The organism is Psychrobacter nivimaris (assembly GCF_009812035.1).
GTDB classification, from domain to species: domain Bacteria; phylum Pseudomonadota; class Gammaproteobacteria; order Pseudomonadales; family Moraxellaceae; genus Psychrobacter; species Psychrobacter nivimaris.
The window spans coordinates 23549-43941 of record NZ_VZIZ01000013.1; the positions used below are offsets into that span (position 1 = coordinate 23549).

General features: G+C 45.7%; 15 protein-coding genes. 14 read left to right on the forward strand and 1 reads right to left on the reverse strand.

Annotated elements, in window-relative coordinates; translation table 11 throughout:
• Positions 1–137: 137 nt before the first annotated feature.
• A complete protein-coding gene (locus tag FQV37_RS05205) occupies positions 138–2171 on the reverse strand; it encodes a UvrD-helicase domain-containing protein (protein ID WP_160021566.1) in 2034 nt (677 codons plus the stop codon).
• Positions 2172–2970: 799 nt separating this feature from the next.
• On the opposite strand from FQV37_RS05205, the gene ndhC reads away from it, so the two are divergent.
• The 14 genes from ndhC (at position 2971) to FQV37_RS05275 (ending at position 20349) form a co-directional block, all read left to right on the forward strand.
• Complete coding sequence (gene ndhC, locus FQV37_RS05210; RefSeq protein ID WP_102091044.1) at positions 2971–3594, forward strand: NADH-quinone oxidoreductase subunit A; 624 nt, start codon at positions 2971–2973, stop codon at positions 3592–3594.
• A 175-nt stretch (positions 3595–3769) separates the two neighbouring features.
• Positions 3770–4438 (forward strand): NuoB/complex I 20 kDa subunit family protein, encoded by a 669-nt coding sequence (locus tag FQV37_RS05215; RefSeq protein WP_101206265.1) that lies wholly within the window; start codon positions 3770–3772, stop codon positions 4436–4438.
• A gap of 152 nt (positions 4439–4590) precedes the next feature.
• Complete coding sequence (gene nuoC / locus FQV37_RS05220; RefSeq protein ID WP_160021567.1) at positions 4591–6366, forward strand: NADH-quinone oxidoreductase subunit C/D; 1776 nt, start codon at positions 4591–4593, stop codon at positions 6364–6366.
• 167 nt (positions 6367–6533) lie between these two features.
• Complete coding sequence (gene nuoE, locus FQV37_RS05225) at positions 6534–7043, forward strand: NADH-quinone oxidoreductase subunit NuoE (RefSeq protein ID WP_057758927.1); 510 nt, start codon at positions 6534–6536, stop codon at positions 7041–7043.
• The gene (gene nuoF / locus FQV37_RS05230) at positions 7040–8464 is read left to right on the forward strand and encodes an NADH-quinone oxidoreductase subunit NuoF (RefSeq protein ID WP_160021568.1); all 1425 of its coding nucleotides are present in this window, start codon (positions 7040–7042) and stop codon (positions 8462–8464) included. Before nuoE ends, nuoF begins: the two co-directional genes overlap by 4 nt.
• Positions 8465–8474: 10 nt before the next feature.
• Entirely contained in the window at positions 8475–11540 is a 3066-nt protein-coding gene (gene nuoG, locus FQV37_RS05235; protein ID WP_160021569.1) for an NADH-quinone oxidoreductase subunit NuoG, read from the forward strand.
• 52 nt (positions 11541–11592) lie between these two features.
• Complete coding sequence (gene nuoH, locus FQV37_RS05240) at positions 11593–12585, forward strand: NADH-quinone oxidoreductase subunit NuoH (RefSeq protein WP_179798733.1); 993 nt, start codon at positions 11593–11595, stop codon at positions 12583–12585.
• Between the two features lie 68 nt (positions 12586–12653).
• Positions 12654–13202: an NADH-quinone oxidoreductase subunit NuoI gene (nuoI, locus tag FQV37_RS05245; RefSeq protein ID WP_010198902.1), complete on the forward strand. Its 549-nt coding sequence runs from the start codon at positions 12654–12656 to the stop codon at positions 13200–13202.
• A complete protein-coding gene (gene nuoJ, locus FQV37_RS05250; protein WP_160021570.1) occupies positions 13199–13930 on the forward strand; it encodes an NADH-quinone oxidoreductase subunit J in 732 nt (243 codons plus the stop codon). The genes nuoI and nuoJ overlap by 4 nt, the downstream gene beginning before the upstream one ends.
• 98 nt (positions 13931–14028) lie before the next feature.
• Positions 14029–14337: an NADH-quinone oxidoreductase subunit NuoK gene (gene nuoK / locus FQV37_RS05255; RefSeq protein WP_025653102.1), complete on the forward strand. Its 309-nt coding sequence runs from the start codon at positions 14029–14031 to the stop codon at positions 14335–14337.
• 4 nt (positions 14338–14341) lie between these two features.
• Entirely contained in the window at positions 14342–16216 is a 1875-nt protein-coding gene (gene nuoL / locus FQV37_RS05260; protein WP_160021571.1) for an NADH-quinone oxidoreductase subunit L, read from the forward strand.
• Positions 16217–16219: 3 nt separating this feature from the next.
• Complete coding sequence (gene nuoM, locus FQV37_RS05265) at positions 16220–17845, forward strand: NADH-quinone oxidoreductase subunit M (protein WP_160021572.1); 1626 nt, start codon at positions 16220–16222, stop codon at positions 17843–17845.
• Positions 17846–17848: 3 nt separating this feature from the next.
• Complete coding sequence (locus FQV37_RS05270) at positions 17849–19327, forward strand: NADH-quinone oxidoreductase subunit N (RefSeq protein WP_160021573.1); 1479 nt, start codon at positions 17849–17851, stop codon at positions 19325–19327.
• A 194-nt stretch (positions 19328–19521) separates the two neighbouring features.
• The gene (locus FQV37_RS05275; RefSeq protein WP_160021574.1) at positions 19522–20349 is read left to right on the forward strand and encodes a ferredoxin--NADP reductase; all 828 of its coding nucleotides are present in this window, start codon (positions 19522–19524) and stop codon (positions 20347–20349) included.
• Positions 20350–20393 lie beyond the last annotated feature (44 nt).

A 20393-nucleotide genomic window follows, 5' to 3' on the forward strand; every position in this document is an offset into this window, starting at 1 on the left:
AGTCAATTTTTTACAGTATATAAAGAACAATAACAATGACGATTATAACAATCGCCTTTTGCACAGTCTAAAGCGTGTTCTCGCAAGCATTTTACTTAGGTGTTTATTGCTTAGGTGCTTAAATGTCTTGATTAAGATTAACGCTTACCCAGTAACGCTCGAATATTGGCCAGATATTCATCAGCGACGGCTTCTGGATCTTTGGTCGCTTTTTTCTTTTTCGCTTTGGCAGGCCAGTCAATATGATCCTCAGGCAGCTCATCCAAAAATCTTGATTCTGAGGTAACGCGCATTTGACCACCAGCACGGCGCTGGGTCGCGAGCGTCAATGTCAGCTCACGACGCGCACGGGTAATGCCCACGTACATCAGACGGCGCTCTTCTTCGACCGTCTCACTCATGATAGAGTTGCGATGCGGCAGCATTTCTTCCTCAAGACCCATGATATAAACGAAATCAAACTCCAAGCCCTTTGCCGCATGTAAGGTCATCAAGTTAACTTTGTTAGTGTTCTCTTCTTCTTGCTGTTGCTCGAGCATATCAAGCAAAACCAGCTTACGAATGATGGTATCAATCGTTCGGTCTTCATCTTCTTCAGCGCGATTAATCAACGACTGAATACTGGTGTAAAGCATATCGATATTATCAATACGGTTTTTTTCTTGTTGCGGCGTTTTGGCGTCGCTACGCACAAAATCAATATAACCCGTCTCATCAATCATCTGTCGTACGATTGGTACAGGGTCAGGATGTTGATCCAACTCACGCGTATAGTGCTCAATGAATTCACCAAACTCTTTTATCGTACCATAAGCCTTTGAGGGCAATACATGAGTTAGGCCAGCGTGGGTGCAAGAGGCCAATAGTGATATGCTGTGTTCTTGCGCAAACAAACCAAGCTTTTCTAGCGTGGCTGGTCCCATACCGCGCTTAGGTGTATTGATAATACGTAAAAATGCACTGTCATCTTCAGGGTTCAAAATCAGGCGCAGATAGCCCATGATGTCTTTGATTTCACTACGGGCAAAGAATGACTGACCGCCTGATAATTTATAAGGCACTTGCAGCTGGCGTAACTGTGCCTCTAGCATACGTGCCTGAAAGTTACTGCGGTACAGTACGGCATACTGTTCCCACTCATTACCGAAACGCAGCTTGTGCGTGACAATTTCTTTGGCCACGCGCTCGGATTCATCATCGTCATTACGACAGTTAATGATGCGGATTTTTTCGCCTTGACCTTTATCCGACCACAGTTTTTTCTCGAATAAATGCTCGTTATTTAGAATAACGGCGTTGGCCGAAGTCAAAATACGCGTGGTTGAGCGGTAATTTTGCTCAAGCATAACGATTTTTAGTTTTGGGAAATCTTCTTTGAGTAGTGCCATGTTTTCAGGCTTTGCTCCGCGCCATGCATAGATAGATTGGTCATCATCACCCACCACGGTAAAACGACCTTGCGGGCCAACCAAATGCTTAATCATCTCATACTGGGCTGTATTGGTATCCTGATACTCATCGACCAATAGATAACGAATACGGTTTTGCCATTTGTCTCGCAGTTCTCTGTTCTCACGTAATATCTTGGTTGGCAGTACAATCAAGTCATCAAAATCGACGGCATTATAAGCGCGCAAGTTACGCTCATAAAGCGCGTACAAGGTCGCAAAAATCATGTCTTCTGGATCGTCTAACGTTTCCATCGCCTTATCAGGCTCAATCAGATCGTTTTTCCAATCGGAAATCATCTTTATAGCTTTACCAACCAGCTCACGACTTTCAGCACCACTTAAGTTGTCACGCATCATCAGTTCCATCAGCAGTCGCTTGCTGTCGTCGCTGTCCATGATAGAGAAGTTACCCTTTAGCGGGGTATGAATCAGCTCATAGCGCAAAAACTGTAGGCCGAACTGGTGAAAGGTCGACACGGTCAGACCCCGCATTTTTTCACTTGGCAGCAGTTTACTGACACGGGCTTTCATCTCGCGTGCGGCTTTGTTGGTGAAAGTCACCGCTGTGATGCGCTCAGCTGGCATGTCGCATTCTTCGATCAAGTAGGCAATCTTTCGGGTAATTACTGACGTCTTACCAGAGCCTGCGCCTGCGAGTACAAGTAACGGACCAGATACGTAGAGCATGGCTTCTTGTTGTTTGGGATTGAGTTGACTCATAACGTAACCTGTAAGACAAAAGCAAAAAGAGAGAGTGGCACTGATGGCGGCATCATTAGATACACGCTGATTGACTTATTAACATGAGTGTCATGATGATGTTTTAATCAAAAAACACCCAATAAAGGCAATAAAATTAAGTGGGTTATTATAAAGCAAAAACATGAACTTTGGGGAATGAGTTGGGCGAAGAGCAGGGGTTTAAAGGTTGAATTTTTGACCATATTTACAATTACGGCCTATGATAATTCATAAGATGGATTTGATCTTAATATAAGGTACAACCCCTATCATAATTTTTGATAAAAAAAACATGTTTTATTACATATAAAATGACCGCTCAATACAGTTAAAAACTAGCTTTTGGACACTGATATGCGTATAGTACGTACATAATTTATGCCAGTTGTCTCGTCATTATTGACTACGTGTAATGAGCTATTAAATCAATTAAGTAAACTATCGAATATGATATTGATTTAATAAGTTGATCTTACGTTTTTAGAAGATGCGTTAGACGACCAGCCATGTTTCCGTGCGTATATCGGAATCCCTGCCGTTGGTTATGTCTGACATCGTCGTCAATACACTTGATAATTGGTTGTTACTAGCAAAATACCTAACATGTGACTCAATGACAGTTACTTAAACACAGTGACAGTTACTGAAGTGCAGTGACAATTACTTAAATAAAGTCACTTTGTGTTTTCGTCTGCGTTATACCTGTCGCAACATGGCCTGAGTGGGTCAGTGCTTGCGCTGTGTCTAACACTCGATTGGGTGAGGAGCACGTATTATCATGTCTGCTTTTAATTGGTCAGCCATTGCTTTTATCTTAGCCGCCATTGGGCTAGTTGTCTTTATGCTGGTCGTACCGCGCTTACTTGGCGGTCGCTCTCAAGGCTCACAAAAGGAAGAAGTATTTGAAGCGGGTGTTGTCGGATCTGGCAACGCCCGTATTCGTTTGTCTGCCAAATTTTATTTGGTCGCAATCTTCTTTGTGATTTTTGATCTAGAGGCGCTATATCTCTACGCTTATGCTGTCTCGGTACGAGAGGCGGGTTGGCTTGGCTTTGCCGCCGCTGGCACGTTTATCACTATTCTGATTATCGGTTTGATTTATGAGCTGAGCTTGGGTGCGATGAACTGGGCACCTGCTGACAAGCTACGCAAAAAAGCACGCTTATATGCGGCGCCTGCAGGCTTTAATCTGGCAGACATCACCAAGTTTGATGGTGCTCATGAGCTAATGGTCGATCCGACAGGTAAAGTGCCAGCGCAGTCATCCGGTCAAATCAATGTCTCAAACAATATTGAGACCAATCGTCGTCATCTACAAAACATCGATCATATTAATACCACGGGTAACGTTACTTCTGTGGATTTTGCGACGTCTGCTCAGCAGGACAAAACTGAACGTTAATAGCAGTTGATGCTCAGCTTATAGCGTTTGCAAAAACGAGCAGCAAAGCATGAAAGCGTCAGTTCTGTTTGTATTAATGATCGCTGATGATTAGCCACTTATTTATCATAAAAGTTATGGTGACAGCGCGAGCAAGATGATTGCCACGCCAAGCCTAATATGAAGGTTGTATGTTATGAAATACACATTAACAAAAGCCAACCCCGATGCAGATACCTATCCTGCACAGACCAGTCAAACGGTCAATGATCCTATCGAAGATGAAGTGAATAAAAACGTCTTTATGGGTCGTCTCGAAGACCTCGTTCATTCAACAGCAAACTGGGGGCGTAAGAACTCACTTTGGCCATTTAACTTTGGTACCTCTTGCTGTTATGTTGAATACGCTACTACCTTAACCGCCGTTCATGATTTGTCACGTTTTGGGGCAGAGGTTATCCGTGCCTCGCCTCGTCAGGCGGATGTCATGATCGTCGCTGGTACTTGCTTCGTTAAGATGGCCCCTGTCATCCAGCGCCTATATGAGCAAATGCTTGAGCCAAAATGGGTTATCTCTATGGGTGCCTGTGCCAACTCGGGCGGCATGTATGATATTTATTCTGTCGTACAAGGCGTCGATAAGATTATCCCTGTTGATGTGTATGTACCAGGTTGTCCGCCGCGTCCAGAAGCGCTTATTCAGGGTTTGATGTTGTTGCAAGAATCTATCACTAAAGAGCGTCGTCCGCTGGGTATCCATGTCAATGAGCAGGGGATCTATCAGCCGCAAATGACGCCTGAGCGTGACCGCAAGCAAGCAGATCGTATCGCTGTCAAAAACTTGCGTAGCCCAGACAGTATTTAAGTTTCAAATGGCATTTAGACTTGTAGCAACAGTTTCAATATTTTATGCGCTTATCATAGTTCGGTTATGATTAACATAGCTCAGTTATGGTTGACATAGTTCGGTTATGACTAACATAGTTCAGTTATGATTAATGAAGGAATACATCATTCATGGTCACGGTAGTCGAAAACACAGATCCTAATATTAAGCCTGTCCCAGCAGTCATCACAGAGCTGGAGCAGAAGTATGCTGGTAAATTTGTCGTGCAGCAGACTGTGGATGAGATTCCAACGGTTTGGGTGGCGCGTGCTGATTTATTAGATATTCTCTTATTCTTGCGCAAACTGCCTAAACCGTATGTCATGCTATTTGACTTATCAGCGATAGATGAGCGTTTACGCCAGCATCGCGCGGGTTTGCCTGACAGTGACTTTACGGTGTTTTATCACTTGATGTCGCTTGAGCGCAATAGCGATGTACGTATCAAGGTCGCGCTAAGCGAAGACGATGTCAATGTACCGAGCGCCACCAATATTTGGCCAAACGCCAACTGGTATGAGCGTGAAGTGTGGGACATGTTCGGTATTGTCTTTACAGGTCATCCGCATTTGACCCGTATCTTGTTGCCAAAATACTGGGAAGGTCATCCACTGCGTAAAGAGTATCATGCGCGGGCGACTGAATTTACCCCGTATTTCTTGAATACCGCCAAGCAACAATACGAGCAAGAAAACCTACGTTTTGTCCCAGAAGAGTGGGGCATGAAGCGTTCAGGTCGTGATGAAGACTTTATGTTCTTGAACATCGGTCCTAACCATCCCTCTGCTCACGGTGCATTCCGTTTGGTACTACAGCTCGATGGCGAAGAAGTTGTCGATTGTATTCCTGATATCGGCTATCACCATCGCGGTGCAGAAAAGATGGCTGAGCGTCAAACTTGGCATTCATTTATTCCTTATACCGACCGTATTGATTATCTCGGCGGTGTAATGAATGAGCTGCCATACATCATGTCGGTCGAAAAGCTTGCTGGAATCACCATTCCACCACGTGCTGAAACCATTCGCGTAATGATGAGTGAGTTTTTCCGTATTACCAATAACTTACTATTCGTCGGTACGTTCATTCAGGATGCGGGCGGTATGACCCCTGTATTCTATATGTTTACCGATCGCCAAAAAGCCTATGATGTTATCGAAGCCGTGACTGGCTATCGTATGCATCCTGCTTGGTTCCGTATCGGCGGTACTGCTGCTGATCTGCCACGTGGCTGGCAGCGTTTGGTTCGTGAGTTCTTAGATTGGATGCCAAAACGCTTGGACGAATATGTCAAAGCGGCATTACAAAATAGCGTGCTCAAAGGCCGTACCCAAGGGGTTGCTCAGTATAATGCCAAGCAAGCACTTGCTTGGGGCGTGACTGGCGCTGGTCTGCGTGCGACAGGCGTTGATTTTGATCTGCGTAAAGCACGTCCATACATGGGCTATGAGAATTACGATTTTGAAGTGCCAGTCGGTTACAACGGCGATGCTTATGACCGTTGTATGGTCAAAGTCGAAGAGATGCGTCAGTCGTTACGTATCATCCGTCAATGTATGGATAATATGCCACAAGGCCCTTACAAAGCCGATCATCCACTGGCCGTACCACCGCCAAAAGACCGTACGCTAAATGATATCGAAACGCTGATTAACCACTTTATCTCAGTCTCTTGGGGTCCTGTGATGCCAGCGGGCGAATGTACGACGATCGTCGAGGCGACCAAAGGTCTGAACAGTTATTACATCACCTCAGACAAGGCCACGATGAGCTATCGTACCCGTATTCGTACGCCGACATTTGCGCATTTACAGCAGATGCCATCGGTCATCAATGGCTCGCTGGTTTCTGATGCCATTATGTATTTGGCATCGATTGATATTGTGATGGCGGACTGCGATCGTTAAGATTTTGATCTTTAAGGTTAAACCGCTGCTTCATAAGTATTTGTTCATCAATATATTATTGCCTGATGGCACACCAAAATGCTGTCACTCGTCAATATAACTACAGTTTTAAGCAGACTGATATTGGCTTGTGATAGAGCAGGATGAGTGAGGAAAGACAGAAGATTATGAAAATTGTTTCCGACAAAATGCCAAAAGTAGATGTGGAAAGCATTCTCACCAGTGATGAAATTGCTGCCATTCATGAGTTTATGCACCATTACCCACAGGCGCGTGCCGCCTCGCTAGATGCGCTAAAAATCGTGCAAAAGCGTAACGGCTGGGTCGATGATGCGCAAGCAAATGCCATTGCCAACATCCTAGACATTCCGATGTCAGATATGGATGGGGTTGCGACTTTCTTTAACCGTATTTATCGCCAACCTGTCGGTCGCCATGTGATTCTCATATGTGACTCTGTGGCTTGTTATTTGACAGGTTATGAGGCGCTGTCAGCTGAGATTAGATCGCAGCTGGGTATTGAGTACGGTCAAACCACTGCTGATGGACGTTTTACCCTATTGCCAATTTGCTGCTTGGGCAACTGTGATAAGGGACCAGCGGTACTGATTGATGAAGACACTTACGGCCCTGTCCAGCCATCTGAGGTCGCGCAATTATTGGAGCTATACGCATGAGTTTAACGATTTCAGAGCAGATTGCTCGTCGCGGTCAAGGCCAAGCGCCAAGTCAGCTAAACGCACAGCGTGTTCCAATTTATGGTGATAAGGCCACAGCCACTAGCGAAACCAAGCCTTTGACCTGGCGTTTGGCCCATCATGATGCTGTACTCGATTTAGCCACTTATGAATCTCTAAAAGGTTTTACGGGCCTAAAAGAAGCATTGTCTCAGTCGCCTAAAGACGTCGGCAATATGATTAAAGCAGCCAACGTCAGAGGTCGTGGCGGTGCAGGTTTTAACGCCGGTCTTAAATGGTCATTTATGTCACCACCAGACGGCTTGCCACGCTACCTCATCTGTAATGCTGATGAAATGGAGCCGGGTACCTTTAAAGACCGTCTATTGATGGAGCGTCTGCCGTTTCAGTTGATTGAAGGCATGCTCATTACTGCGCACGCTATCGGCGCGACTGACGGCTATATCTTTATCCGCGGTGAATATATATTGGCTGCTGAGCGTTTGGTTGCGGCTATTGAAGAATGTCTGGCCAATAATCTAATGGGCGACAATATTCTTGGCTCAGACTTTAGCTTCAATCTGCATGTGCATACTGGCGCTGGGCGTTATATCTGCGGTGAAGAAACCGCATTGATTAACAGCTTAGAAGGTCGCCGTGCTAACCCACGTACCAAACCCCCTTTCCCGCAAATCTCTGGTGCATGGGGCAGACCAACGGTTGTCAATAACGTTGAGACCTTATGCAATATGCCAGCCATCTTGAATCACGGCGTAGAGTGGTATCAATCACTATCCGAGATTAAAGGTAAAAGTAAAACGCCAGGCACCAAACTGTTTGGTTGCTCAGGATTGGTCAATGACCCAGGTCTGTGGGAATTGCCATTTGGTTATACGGCTCGCGAGATTATCGAAGAGTTGGCTGGCGGCATGAAAGAAGGTAAGACGTTAAAAGCATGGCTACCTGGCGGTGCATCGACTGACTTTTTGACTGCAGAGCATTTGGATGTGGTAGTAGATTTTGACACCATTCAAAATGCTGGTAGCCGTATGGGTACTGGTCTCATTATGGTCGTCGATGAATCACAAGACATGGTGCCACTACTGCGCAACCTTGAGATTTTCTTTCAGCGCGAGTCATGTGGTTGGTGTACACCATGCCGTGATGGTCTGCCATGGGGCGTTAAACTGCTTACCGCCATCAATGATGGTGAAGGGCAAGTGGGCGATGTAGAAAAACTAGAGGGCCTGACGCGTGACTTATGGATTGGTAAGACATTCTGTGCGCATGCGCCAGGTGCGATGGAACCACTAATGAGTGCGATTAAATATTTCCGTCCAGAGTTTGATCAAAAAATCGCGCAGGCGGTTGGTGTCGATGTTATTGATGCTGCAGCCAACCAACAGCCAGTAGTGAAATAAGGAGAGCGGCATGGCAGTCATACATATTGATGGAACCACTGTCGAAGTAGATAGCGCAGATAACTTGCTACAAGCCTGCTTATCACTCGGCATTGATGTGCCGTATTTTTGTTATCATCCAGCCCTTGGCTCAGTAGGCTCGTGCCGTCAGTGCGCGGTCAAGCAATTCCAAAATAAAGAAGATATGGAAGCGGGTCGCGGTCGCCTTGTGATGTCTTGTATGGTCGCTCCTGGCGATGATATGTACATCTCGGTCACTGACGATGAAGCCAAAGCATTCCGCAAGTCGATGGTTGAGCTACTCATGACCAACCATCCACATGACTGTCCAACTTGTGAAGAAGGCGGACATTGTCATTTGCAGGACATGACGTATATGTCAGGTCATAGCCGTCGTCGCTATCGCTTTACCAAACGCACGCATCATAACCAAGAGCTTGGGCCATTCATCGCGCATGAGATGAACCGTTGTATCTCTTGCTATCGCTGTGTACGTTTTTATAAAGACTATGCGGGTGGTGAAGATTTGGGCGTTTATGGCTCAAATAATCGTGTTTACTTTGGCCGTGATAAAGATGGTCAGTTTGAAAGCGAGTTTTCAGGCAACTTAACCGAAGTCTGTCCAACGGGTGTGTTTACTGATAAAACCCACTCTGAGCGCTACAACCGTAAATGGGACATGCAGTATGCGCCAAGCATCTGTCATGGTTGCTCAGCTGGTTGTAATATCTCACCGGGCGAGCGATATGGTGAATTGCGCCGTATCGAAAACCGCTATAACGGCGAAGTAAACCGCTATTTCTTATGTGACCGTGGTCGCTTTGGTTATGGCTATGTCAATCGTGATGATCGTCCAACCCAAGCGCTTGAACGTATCAATGATAAGCATGTCAAAATCAATATTGATTATGCATTAGATGAAACCATCAAACGTATCAAAGATAAAAAAGTTATCGGGATTGGCTCACCACGTGCCAGTTTAGAGACTAACTTTGCGCTAAAAAATCTCGTTGGCTTTGATAACTTTTCAACAGGTCTGAATCATCAGCAGCAAGCACTGGTCAATAAATGCATCGAAGTGCTTAGCACTGAAGGCATTTATAACCCTAGCATGACCGATATCGAAACGCATGATGCAGTGTTGGTATTGGGTGAAGATATCACTCAAACTTCATCACGTGTCGCGCTGTCAGTACGTCAAGCGGCAAAAAATGAAGGCTTGAAAATGGCAGCGGCGCTGCAAACGCAACCGTGGCTTGCTGAACCTGTTAAGCGTATTGCTCAAGATGCGCTAAGCCCAGTCTATGTCATCGATGTAACGCAAACTAAGCTAGAAGATATCAGTAAAGTGAGCGTAGTGGCGACCCCTGAAGACATCACTAAGCTTGGCTTCAAGGTTGCTGATGAGATTGCTAATTTCGCTGATGATTTAGCAGATATAGCAGATCCGCAAGCGGCTGAGCAAGACACTGATACTGATACTGATGGTATGCAAGCCTTAGCTCAGCAAATCGCTTATGACTTGATCCAAGCCGATAAGCCATTGGTTGTGTCAGGTAGTAGCCTGTCGTCTACCGCATTGATAGAAGCAGCGGCACAGATTACCCAAGCGTTGACCCGAAAACGTGAGGCGATAAAGTCCACTGAGCAGCAGCAAGTTGACGCTCATAATGCCAAAGTCAAAGCCCAGTCTGCTAATGATCAGCCTGAAGAAGATAAAGAGCTATCAGCCAAACCGAACAAGCCTGAAACGGGTGTAGATACAGAAGTACAGGACGATATAGAGCGCGAACCTGCTGAAAACCTTGAGCTGAAAGAAGTTAATGCCGAATACCAAGCACAAGCAGGCATCTATCTAACGGTTCCTGATGCCAATAGCATGGGTGTCTGTATGCTTGGCGGTCACTCAGTTGAAGAGCTACTCGCCACCGATTATGACGTGGTTGTGGTAGCAGAAAATCAGTTGACTGATGCGATTGATGCCAATAAATTGACGCAGCTACTGACTGATAAAACGGTCATCGCGTTAGATCATCAGCTCCTTGATTGGCATAAAGACGTCGATATTGTATTGCCAGCGGCTAGCTTTGCAGAAGCAGATGGTACATTGATATCAGCTGAAGGCCGTGCGCAGCGTTTCTTCCAAGTTTACGATAACGAATACTACCATCCGATGAGCAGTATTAAAGAAGGTTGGCGCTGGATACATGCTGTGCATAGCAGCATTGAAGGTCGTGATGTTGATTGGACGCAGCTAGATGATGTCATTAATGCGTTGATCGTAACCCATCCTAAACTTGCGGGTATCAAAGGCGCTGCGCCTGATGCTGACTACCGTATAACGGGTCTGAAAATCGCGCGTCAACCGCGTCGTTATTCAGGTCGTACTGCTATGCGTGCGCCAATCTCAGTGCACGAGCCAATGCAGCCAAAAGATTTGGACACTGGTCTGACTTTCTCAATGGAAGGTTATAGCGGTAAAGAAACGCCAAGCTCGATGATTCCTTTTGCCAATGCAGCAGGTTGGAACTCACCGCAAGCGTGGAACAAATATCAAGACAAAGTCGGTGGTCATCTGAAAAATGGTGATCCAGGTGTGCGTTTGTTCGATCAGCTAGAGCGCCTAGCCACTCGTCAATATGTGGCGCCAGAAGCGATGTCTTCGAATACAACTGACTTGCAGCAAGGCCAAGCGAAACTGGTACCGATTCATAATATCTATGCCAGCTCAATGATGGCATCACGCAGCCCAATCGTCGCAGAGCAACTACCCGTTGCTGCATGGCGTATCGGTATAGATGATGCCAAAGACTGGAATATTGTGGCTGGTGATTACTTGGCGATAGAAATCGATAAGCAACAAATCACCTTGCCAGTACAGCTGGTCGGTTATTTGGCAGAAGGCTGTATCGGTTACCCAGTTGGACAGGTGAGTATCATTCACCCATCAATGCCAGCATCGGTGCGTAAAGTAGATGCACCAGTAACGATGATGGGTAGCATGGCTAACGACATGATGAACAATAACGATACAGCGCAAATTAACGCAGCGCCGACCATCACACAGGAGGTGTAATATGCAAGTTACCCGTATTATCCCTGATGTGCCAAGCTTTTTGGCCAATAGCATGAGTTTTGATACTTGGTCTATCCTGTTTTTGGTGGGTCAATCGCTAGTTATCTTTTTGGTCGTGGTATTGGTTGCCGCGATGATGATTATCTATGAGCGCCGTATGTTGGCCTTATGGCAAGATCGTTATGGTCCAAACCGTGTTGGGCCTTTTGGTTCGTTGCAGTTAGTCGCCGATATGCTCAAAATCTTCTTTAAGGAAGATTGGACACCGAACTTTACCGATAAGTTTATGTTCACCTTGGCACCTGCAGTCGCAATGTTTACTGCCTTGGCTTCATTTGCCATTATTCCTATCTCGCCAACGCTTGGCGTCGTTGATTGGGATATTGGTATTCTGTTTTTCTTTGCCATGGCGGGTATTGCTGTCTATGCGGTGATGTTCGGCGGTTGGGCCTCTGCCAACAAATTCTCGCTACTCGGTGGTTTGCGCTCAGCTGCACAGACGATCAGTTACGAAGTGTTTTTGGGTTTGTCGTTGATGGGCGTTGTTGCGCTAACAGGTTCATTTAACCTACGTGCCATTGTTGAAGCGCAAGCGGACGGCTGGTATATCATTCCGCAGTTCTTCGGATTTTTGACCTTTGTGGTGGCTGGTGTGGCCGTGACGCATAGACATCCATTTGACCAACCAGAAGCAGAGCAAGAGCTAGCCGAAGGTTATCATGTCGAATATTCTGGCATGAAGTTCGGTATGTTCTTCATTGGTGAGTATGTCAATGTTGTCTTAATTTCTGCCTTGATGACTTGCTTGTTCTTTGGCGGTTGGCTTGCGCCGTTCAATTTAGATATTCCATTTATTCCACCAGCTTTTTGGTTCATGATTAAAACGCTGTTCTTTATGACCATGTTTGTTTTGGCTCGAGGCTCACTCATGCGTCCGCGTTATGATCAGGTGATGAACTTTGGCTGGAAAGTATGTCTGCCCGTAACCTTAATCAATCTATTGATTACTGCTGCGGTCATTTTGATCTTTTCCCCAACGTTATAGTCATTACTAGTAGCCATCACTAGCCATTACTGATGAACTAGGGTAAAGCTGATAAGGATAATAATCCCATGTTTACTACCATAAAAAAGACCGTCATTGGTATATTTACCATTGTCCGCAGCATGTGGATGGTCAATAGTCATGCGCTCAGACCGCGTGACACCATCCTTTATCCTGAAGAGCCGGTACCTGTACCGCCGCGTTTTCGTGGACGTATTGTCCTAACGCGTGATCCTGATGGAGACGAGCGCTGTGTCGCTTGTAACTTGTGTGCGGTGGCATGTCCGGTAGGGTGTATCTCATTACAAAAAGCCGAGCGTGAAGATGGACGCTGGTATCCAGAGTTTTTCCGTATTAACTTCTCACGCTGTATTTTTTGTGGATTGTGTGAAGAAGCCTGTCCAACGACAGCGATTCAAATGACCCCAGATTTTGAGCTGGGTGAATATAAGCGCCAAGATTTGGTCTACGAAAAAGAGCATTTGCTCATTTCAGGACCAGGTAAATACCCTGATTATAACTATTATCGTGTGACAGGTATGGCGGTAGCAGATAAACCAAAAGGCGCAGCACAAAATGAGTCTGCACCGATTGATCTAAGGAGCTTGCTACCATGATGAATATTTTGAACCATCCTGAACTGGCTGGGTTTTATTCGCTTGCGGCCGTGGCGATATTTGCCAGTCTGCGCGTAGTGACTCAGGCCAATCCAGTGCATGCTATTTTATCGATGATTGTGTCGTTGTTGGCAATTGCTGGGATATTTTTTGTATTAGGTGCGCCGTTTGCGGGTGCGCTAGAGATTGTTGTTTATGCTGGTGCCATTATGGTGCTATTTGTTTTCGTTATCATGATGCTTAATTTGGGCATGAGCAATGATGAGCGCGAAGAGCGTTGGCTCGATGCTGGTACTTGGGCGATACCGACAGGATTGACGATAATCATTGCCGTTGTGCTCTATGCAATGATTGGTCTTAATCACGATGAAGCTGTCATGATGGGTGGCACGACTATCTCTGCCAAAGCAGTCGGTACAGTGTTATTTACCAAATACATTATGCTGGTTGAAGTAGCAGCATTGCTATTATTGGCAGCCTTGGTCGCCGCTTATCATTTAGGTAAAGAGACAGTCGACGATGAGGTCATCGGTAACGATAGCCAAAATTTCAAGCCAAGCGTAGGTAGTATCAAACAATACGACAATGATAGTACGCTTACACAGCATGATGGCGTAGAAATGGCTAAGCCTTACGAATATAAAGATGTTGACCCGCATGACTATGTAGGTATGAAGGTTGGCACGAAAGCAGGTGCGAATAAAGTTACGCGCAAGGAGTCAGACTAATGGTACTAGCAGCAAGCGTGGCACAAGATGTGTCAAACGTGCCGTTTGCCCACGAGGTGGCAGGCTTAGTACAGCCAGTTGCTGAGGCGCAAAATGTACTGGGTATGATACCCATGAGCCATGGACTGATTTTGGCAGGCATTTTATTTGCCATCGGTCTGTGCGGCGTCATGGTACGACGTAACTTCCTATTTATGCTAATGAGTCTTGAGATCATGATGAATGCGGCAGCATTGGCATTTGTCGTGGCAGGTAGTCGCTGGGTCGATCCAGACGGACAGATTATGTTTATCTTTATTTTGACCTTGGCTGCGGCTGAAGCGTCAATTGGTCTGGCAATATTATTGCGTTTTTATCATCAGCGTGGGCATCTCGATGTCGATAGCGCCAATGAGATGAAAGGATGATGTCATGAGTTTATTACCATTAACCTTTATATTCCCGCTCATTGGCTTTTTGATTTTAGCCTTTATGCGCGACAAATTATCAGAGATGGTCGCAGCGATTGTTGGCGTGGGTAGCATGCTGTTATCAGCACTATGCACGCTAGTGGTTAGCTATACCTTTTTGACCACCAATCCAACTGGAACGGTAATTGAAGTTCCGCTATGGACGTGGTTCCAAGTTGGCGATTTTGCGCCACATTTCGGTTTGAGCTTTGATGGTCTTGCATTGACCATGACAGGTGTTATCACTGGGATTGGCTTTTTAATTCATCTGTTTGCCTCTTGGTATATGAAAGGCGACACTGGCTTTGCTCGTTTCTTTAGCTATATGAACTTGTTCGTGGCCAGTATGTTGTTACTGGTACTCGCAGATGATCTGTTCTTGCTATATCTCGGTTGGGAAGGCGTGGGTATCTGTTCGTACCTATTGATTGGTTATTATTACCATGATAGAGCCAACGGCCGTGCCGCGATGAAAGCCTTTACCGTCACGCGTGTCGGTGATGTGTTCTTAGCCTTCGGTTTGTTTTTATTATTCCGCGAATTCGGTACGCTTAATATTCAAGAGATTATTACGCGCGCACCAGAAGTATTCGATATCAATAACCCAACGATGATGCTGACCACGATGATGTTGGTCGGCGGCGCGATGGGTAAGTCAGCGCAGTTGCCACTACATACATGGCTTGCTGATGCGATGGCAGGCCCGACACCAGTATCGGCATTGATTCACGCTGCAACGATGGTGACAGCAGGTGTTTATCTGATTGCTCGTTTACATCCTTTGTTTGAGCTGACTCCAGGTATTCTGTTGTATTGGGTTGGCGGCGTAGGGGCGTTGACATTGGTCGTTGCTGGATTCTGTGCGCTCGCGCAAACAGACATCAAACGTATTCTTGCGTATTCGACCATGAGTCAAATTGGCTATATGTTCTTAGCACTTGGCGTGGGCGCGTGGCAAGGGGCTATCTTCCATCTGATGACCCATGCTTTCTTTAAAGCATTGCTATTCTTATCATCCGGTGCGGTCATCCTTGCGGTACATCACGAGCAAGACATCTTTAAGATGGGCGGTCTGCGCAAAAAGATACCATTGGTATTTTGGTGTTATATCGTCGGTGGCGGTGCACTCGCTGCCATACCTTGGGTTACCGTTGGTTTCTATTCTAAAGAAGCGATTCTTTGGGAAACTTATGCCACAGGTCACTTAGTACTATTCTACATGGGTGTATTCGGTGCATTCTTAACCGCGATTTATACGTTCCGTATGATTTGGATCATATTCTTTGGTGAAGAGAAAACCCATGCCCATAAGCTATCAGGGGTGTCGTACTGGTTACCTTTAACCGTATTGCTAGTGTTATCTACAGCCGTTGGTGCTTGGATTACGCCACCATTAGATGGGGTATTGCCAGAGAGCGTTGGTCATCTATTAGAAGTCGCAGGTCAAGCGCATGCTAAACACACCGCAGAGTATATCGCGATGGGTGCCATGGCAGCAGGTTTGATATTGGCAGCACTGTTATATGTGGTCAATAAAGGTCGCATGCTCACTAGCTTTAAGCGCTCACGTATTGGTGGGGCACTATACCACTGGTGCTACCATGGCCTAGGTTTCGACGCGCTATATGATGTAATTTTTGTAAAACCCTTTTTATTCATCGGCCGCTTATTAAAAGCCGACCCTATCGATAAAACGTGGTTGCTGTTACCTAAGCTGGCCTCAGCAGGTAATAAAGTATTGTCTGCGACGCAAACAGGGTCTCTTCGAGGTTATGCCACAAGCTTTGGCTTGGGTATGGCTGTATTGCTGGTGCTGGTAATGATGACGGTGGTGTAAAAGATGATTGAGTTACAACAAACGTGGATGCTACCAGCATTAATCGCAATTCCTTTTATTGCAGGATTGCTATGCTGGTTGGTAGAGCGATTTAATAAACGTCTGCCGCGCTGGATTGCCTTGATCGGTATGACGTTGACCTTTGTGTTGTCATTGGTACTTTGGCAGCAGGGCGATTTTAGCGGTATGAGTAAGCAGGTCATTGCACCAGATGCTACCGTGCCTTGGGTCGCGGAGTTCAGTGTGCCATGGATACCAAGTTTTGGTATTAGCTTTCACTTAGCGCTAGATGGTTTGTCATTGATGATGGTGGCCCTAACAGGGTTGCTTGGTGTGGCAGCCGTTGCTTGTTCGTGGAATGAGATTCAGCGCCGTGTTGGTTTCTTCCATTTAAACTTGCTATGGAGTTTGGGCGGCGTCATCGGTGTTTTCTTGGCCATTGACTTATTCTTATTCTTCTTCTTTTGGGAGATGATGCTGGTTCCTATCTACTTCTTGATCGCTATCTGGGGTCATGACGTGGTAGGCAAAACCAAAGAGTACGCAGCCACCAAGTTCTTTATTTATACCCAAGCGTCTGGGCTTATCATGCTCATCGGTATTTTGGTATTGGTCATTATCAGCTACGCCCAAACTGGGGTGGTCAGCTTTAACTATAATGACTTGCTCGGTACGTCACTTGGCGGCTGGGAATATCCCATCATGCTGTGCTTCTTCATTGGTTTTGCGGTGAAGTTGCCTATTGTACCTTTTCATGGCTGGTTGCCAGATGCGCATGCGCAAGCACCAACGGCAGGTTCGGTGGATTTGGCAGGTGTGCTCATTAAGACTGCCGCCTATGGTTTGATTCGTTTTGTGTTACCGCTATTTCCAGTAGCGTCACAAGAGTTTGCGCCGATAGCGATAACATTAGGTACGATTGGTATCTTCTACGGTGCATGGCTTGCGTTTATGCAGACCGATATGAAGCGTTTGCTAGCGTATACCAGTATCTCGCATATGGGCTTTGTGGTACTGGCAATCTATGCTGGTACATTACTCAGCTTACAAGGTCTGATGATTCAGATGCTTGCTCATGGCTTGAGTTCAGCCGCACTATTCATCATGGCAGGACAGCTATATGAGCGTCTGCATACGCGTGATTTGACCTTGATGGGTGGTATGTGGGGACAGTTCCGTTACTACGCACCGATACTGATGTTCTTCTGTGCAGCATTGCTTGGTATTCCAGGCACAGGTAACTTCATTGGCGAGTTCATGATTTTATTCGGCTCATTTGCTCAGTATCCAGTATTCGTTGTTTTTGCAACATTCAGTTTAGTACTAGCAGGTCTTTATTCACTGATTTTGATTCATCGCGCGTTATTTGGTGAAAACAACATCGCTGCATTGGCAGAGCGAGAGACTAAGTCACATGGCTTACCTGCACGTAAACTAAAAGATTTGGGCAAGCGCGAGCTGTCATTACTACTGATATTAGCTGCTGGTTTGGTATGGCTCGGACTGTACCCACAGCCGTTCCTTGATACCTCAAGTCACGCTATGCAGTGGATCAATAACGCATATATATACAGTCAAGTGACACAGGTAGATGCATCGCAGCTGCTTGATGTAATGGAGGCACGTTAAGTCATGAATGATATTACGATGAATGATTTGATAGGATTGTTGCCTTACGCGCCGATTATCGCCGTAGTGATTACGGTACTGACGGTTATGATCGCGATTACCTTTAAACGCTCGCACATGGTCACTGGTACGATTACAGTAGCAGGCTTGAACATTGGTCTATTTACCCTGATCGGTCAGATGATCGGTGTGATTGACAGCGGATCTATCGCGCCAAATGCTGAGCAGTTATTTGTTATTGATAACTTTGCTCAGTTTAATATGGTGGTGATTTTTATCTGTGCCTTGGCTTGTTGTACGCTGTCTTATGCGTATCTGGCCAACCTAAAAGACAATAAAGAAGAGCTGTATTTACTCATGCTGCTATCGACCATTGGTGCATTACTCATGGTAAGCGCGCAGCATATGGCGTCATTCTTTATGAGCCTAGAGATGCTATCAGTACCGTTATATGGTTTGCTTGCTTATACTTATATGCGCAACCAGTCACTTGAGTCGGGATTGAAGTATTTGGTATTGTCGGCGACTGCATCAGCGACATTGCTTATGGGTATGGCCTTTATCTATGCAGAAGTAGGCTCACTAGCATTTAAGCCAATCAGCATGGTGCTGGGCAATATCTTTGAGTCGCCACTACTGATACTGGGCGCGGCAATGATGATGTTTGGTATCGCCTTTAAACTCTCAGCTGCTCCTTTCCATATGTGGACGCCAGATGTTTACGAAGGTGCACCAGCGCCTATCGCTACCTTTTTAGCATCAGTATCAAAAGTGGCGATGATGGCACTAGCCGTGCGTTTCTTAATCGATACTGCTTTGCTGGCATTGCCATCAGTGCAGATGCTATTGATGGTTATGGCAACATTATCTATCTTGGTAGGTAACTTGTTGGCAGTACGTCAAACCAGCCTCAAACGTCTACTCGGTTACTCATCTATTGCCCATATGGGTTATGTGATGATCGTGATTGTCAGCATTGGCTCGGCCGCTGATAGTATCTCTAGTATGTATATGGCGGTTTATGCCTTTACCTCTATCGGTGCCTTTGGTGTCGTGACATTAATGTCGAGTCCGTATCGCTTATCTGGTGAAGCTGATGAGTTGACGCATTATCAAGGGCTATTCTGGCGTCGTCCATTATTGACCGCTGTCATGACTATCATGATGTTGTCATTGGCTGGTATTCCGTTGACGGCAGGCTTTATCACTAAGCTATTTGCTATCTTAGCTGCGGTACAAGGCACCAACTGGTTCTTGGCTGCGATGATTATCTTGGGCAGTGCGATTGGTCTATTCTACTACTTACGTGTGTTACTCACGCTGTTCAAACGTCCTAAGCAGTTCATCGAGTTTGACGTGTCTGGGCAATGGGGTATTCGTACCGGTGGTATCATGGTCATTGCTGTGACGGCGATTATTCTATTCTTTGGTATCTTGCCAAATAGTATGATTGAGTGGGCAAGTTTGGCTCGCATTTGGTAATGTCGCTGAGTTAATACAACAGATAAGTCGCTGCGATCTATCTGTTGTTACGGTTAAAAAACCAAGATGCGCCAGCTTTATGATAAGCTTGGCGCATCTTTTTTTATGCTTACCTTTTTGGTATTTATTTTCTTTTGCCTATCAAAGGTATCTTATAAAAATACAGTTTAATAAAGTATAAGTGACGAATAATTATGAGTGATAATATTCAAACAGTAACGGTGCTCAGTAAAACTACATGGACGCCGAACTTATTTAGCTTTACCGTCAGCCGTCCCGATAGTTTTAAGTTTACAGCGGGGCAGTTTGTACGCTTGGGCGTCAATCCCAGTCAATTAAAATATTATCAACAGACTGAGGTAAGTGATGAAACTGCTGATACCGCATTGGATGAAGATGTCTTTCGCGCGTATTCGATTGTCTCTTCGCCCTTTGATGAGGTGATAGAATTCTTCTCTATCGTAATTCCTGACGGTGCATTTACCTCGCAATTGCAGCATTTACAAGTGGGTGATGAGCTACTGCTTAATACCATGCCATTTGGGTTTTTGACGTTAGCACGTTACCAAAAACCATTGCCCAAAGACTTATGGCTGCTAGCAACAGGCACTGGCTTAGCACCGTTTTTGTCAATGCTACAAGATTTAAAGACATGGGAAGATTACGAGCACATTGTATTGGCTTATAGCGCACGCTCGCTCGATGAACTTGCGTACGTTGAGAAAATCGAAAGCCTACAAGAAGACTTCGGCATGCTGGTTGATAATCCAGCAAAGCTTATCTTTATCCCAATCGTCACTCGTGAGCCTGTCGAAGGCGCGTTGTCAGAGCGTTTGCCGAAGCTACTGCTAGAGGGTACGTTACAAGCGCGCGCAGGTATCGCATTAGATATTGATAGTACGCATGTCATGCTATGCGGTAATCCAGATATGGTAGAAGATACCAAAGAAGCATTAAAGACATTGGGACTGGTGATGAATCGTCGCGGTGAGGGTAATATTGCCGTAGAGAACTACTGGTAGTTATCGACTTTAATAAAAAAACGCTGTATCTATAAGGCCAATAA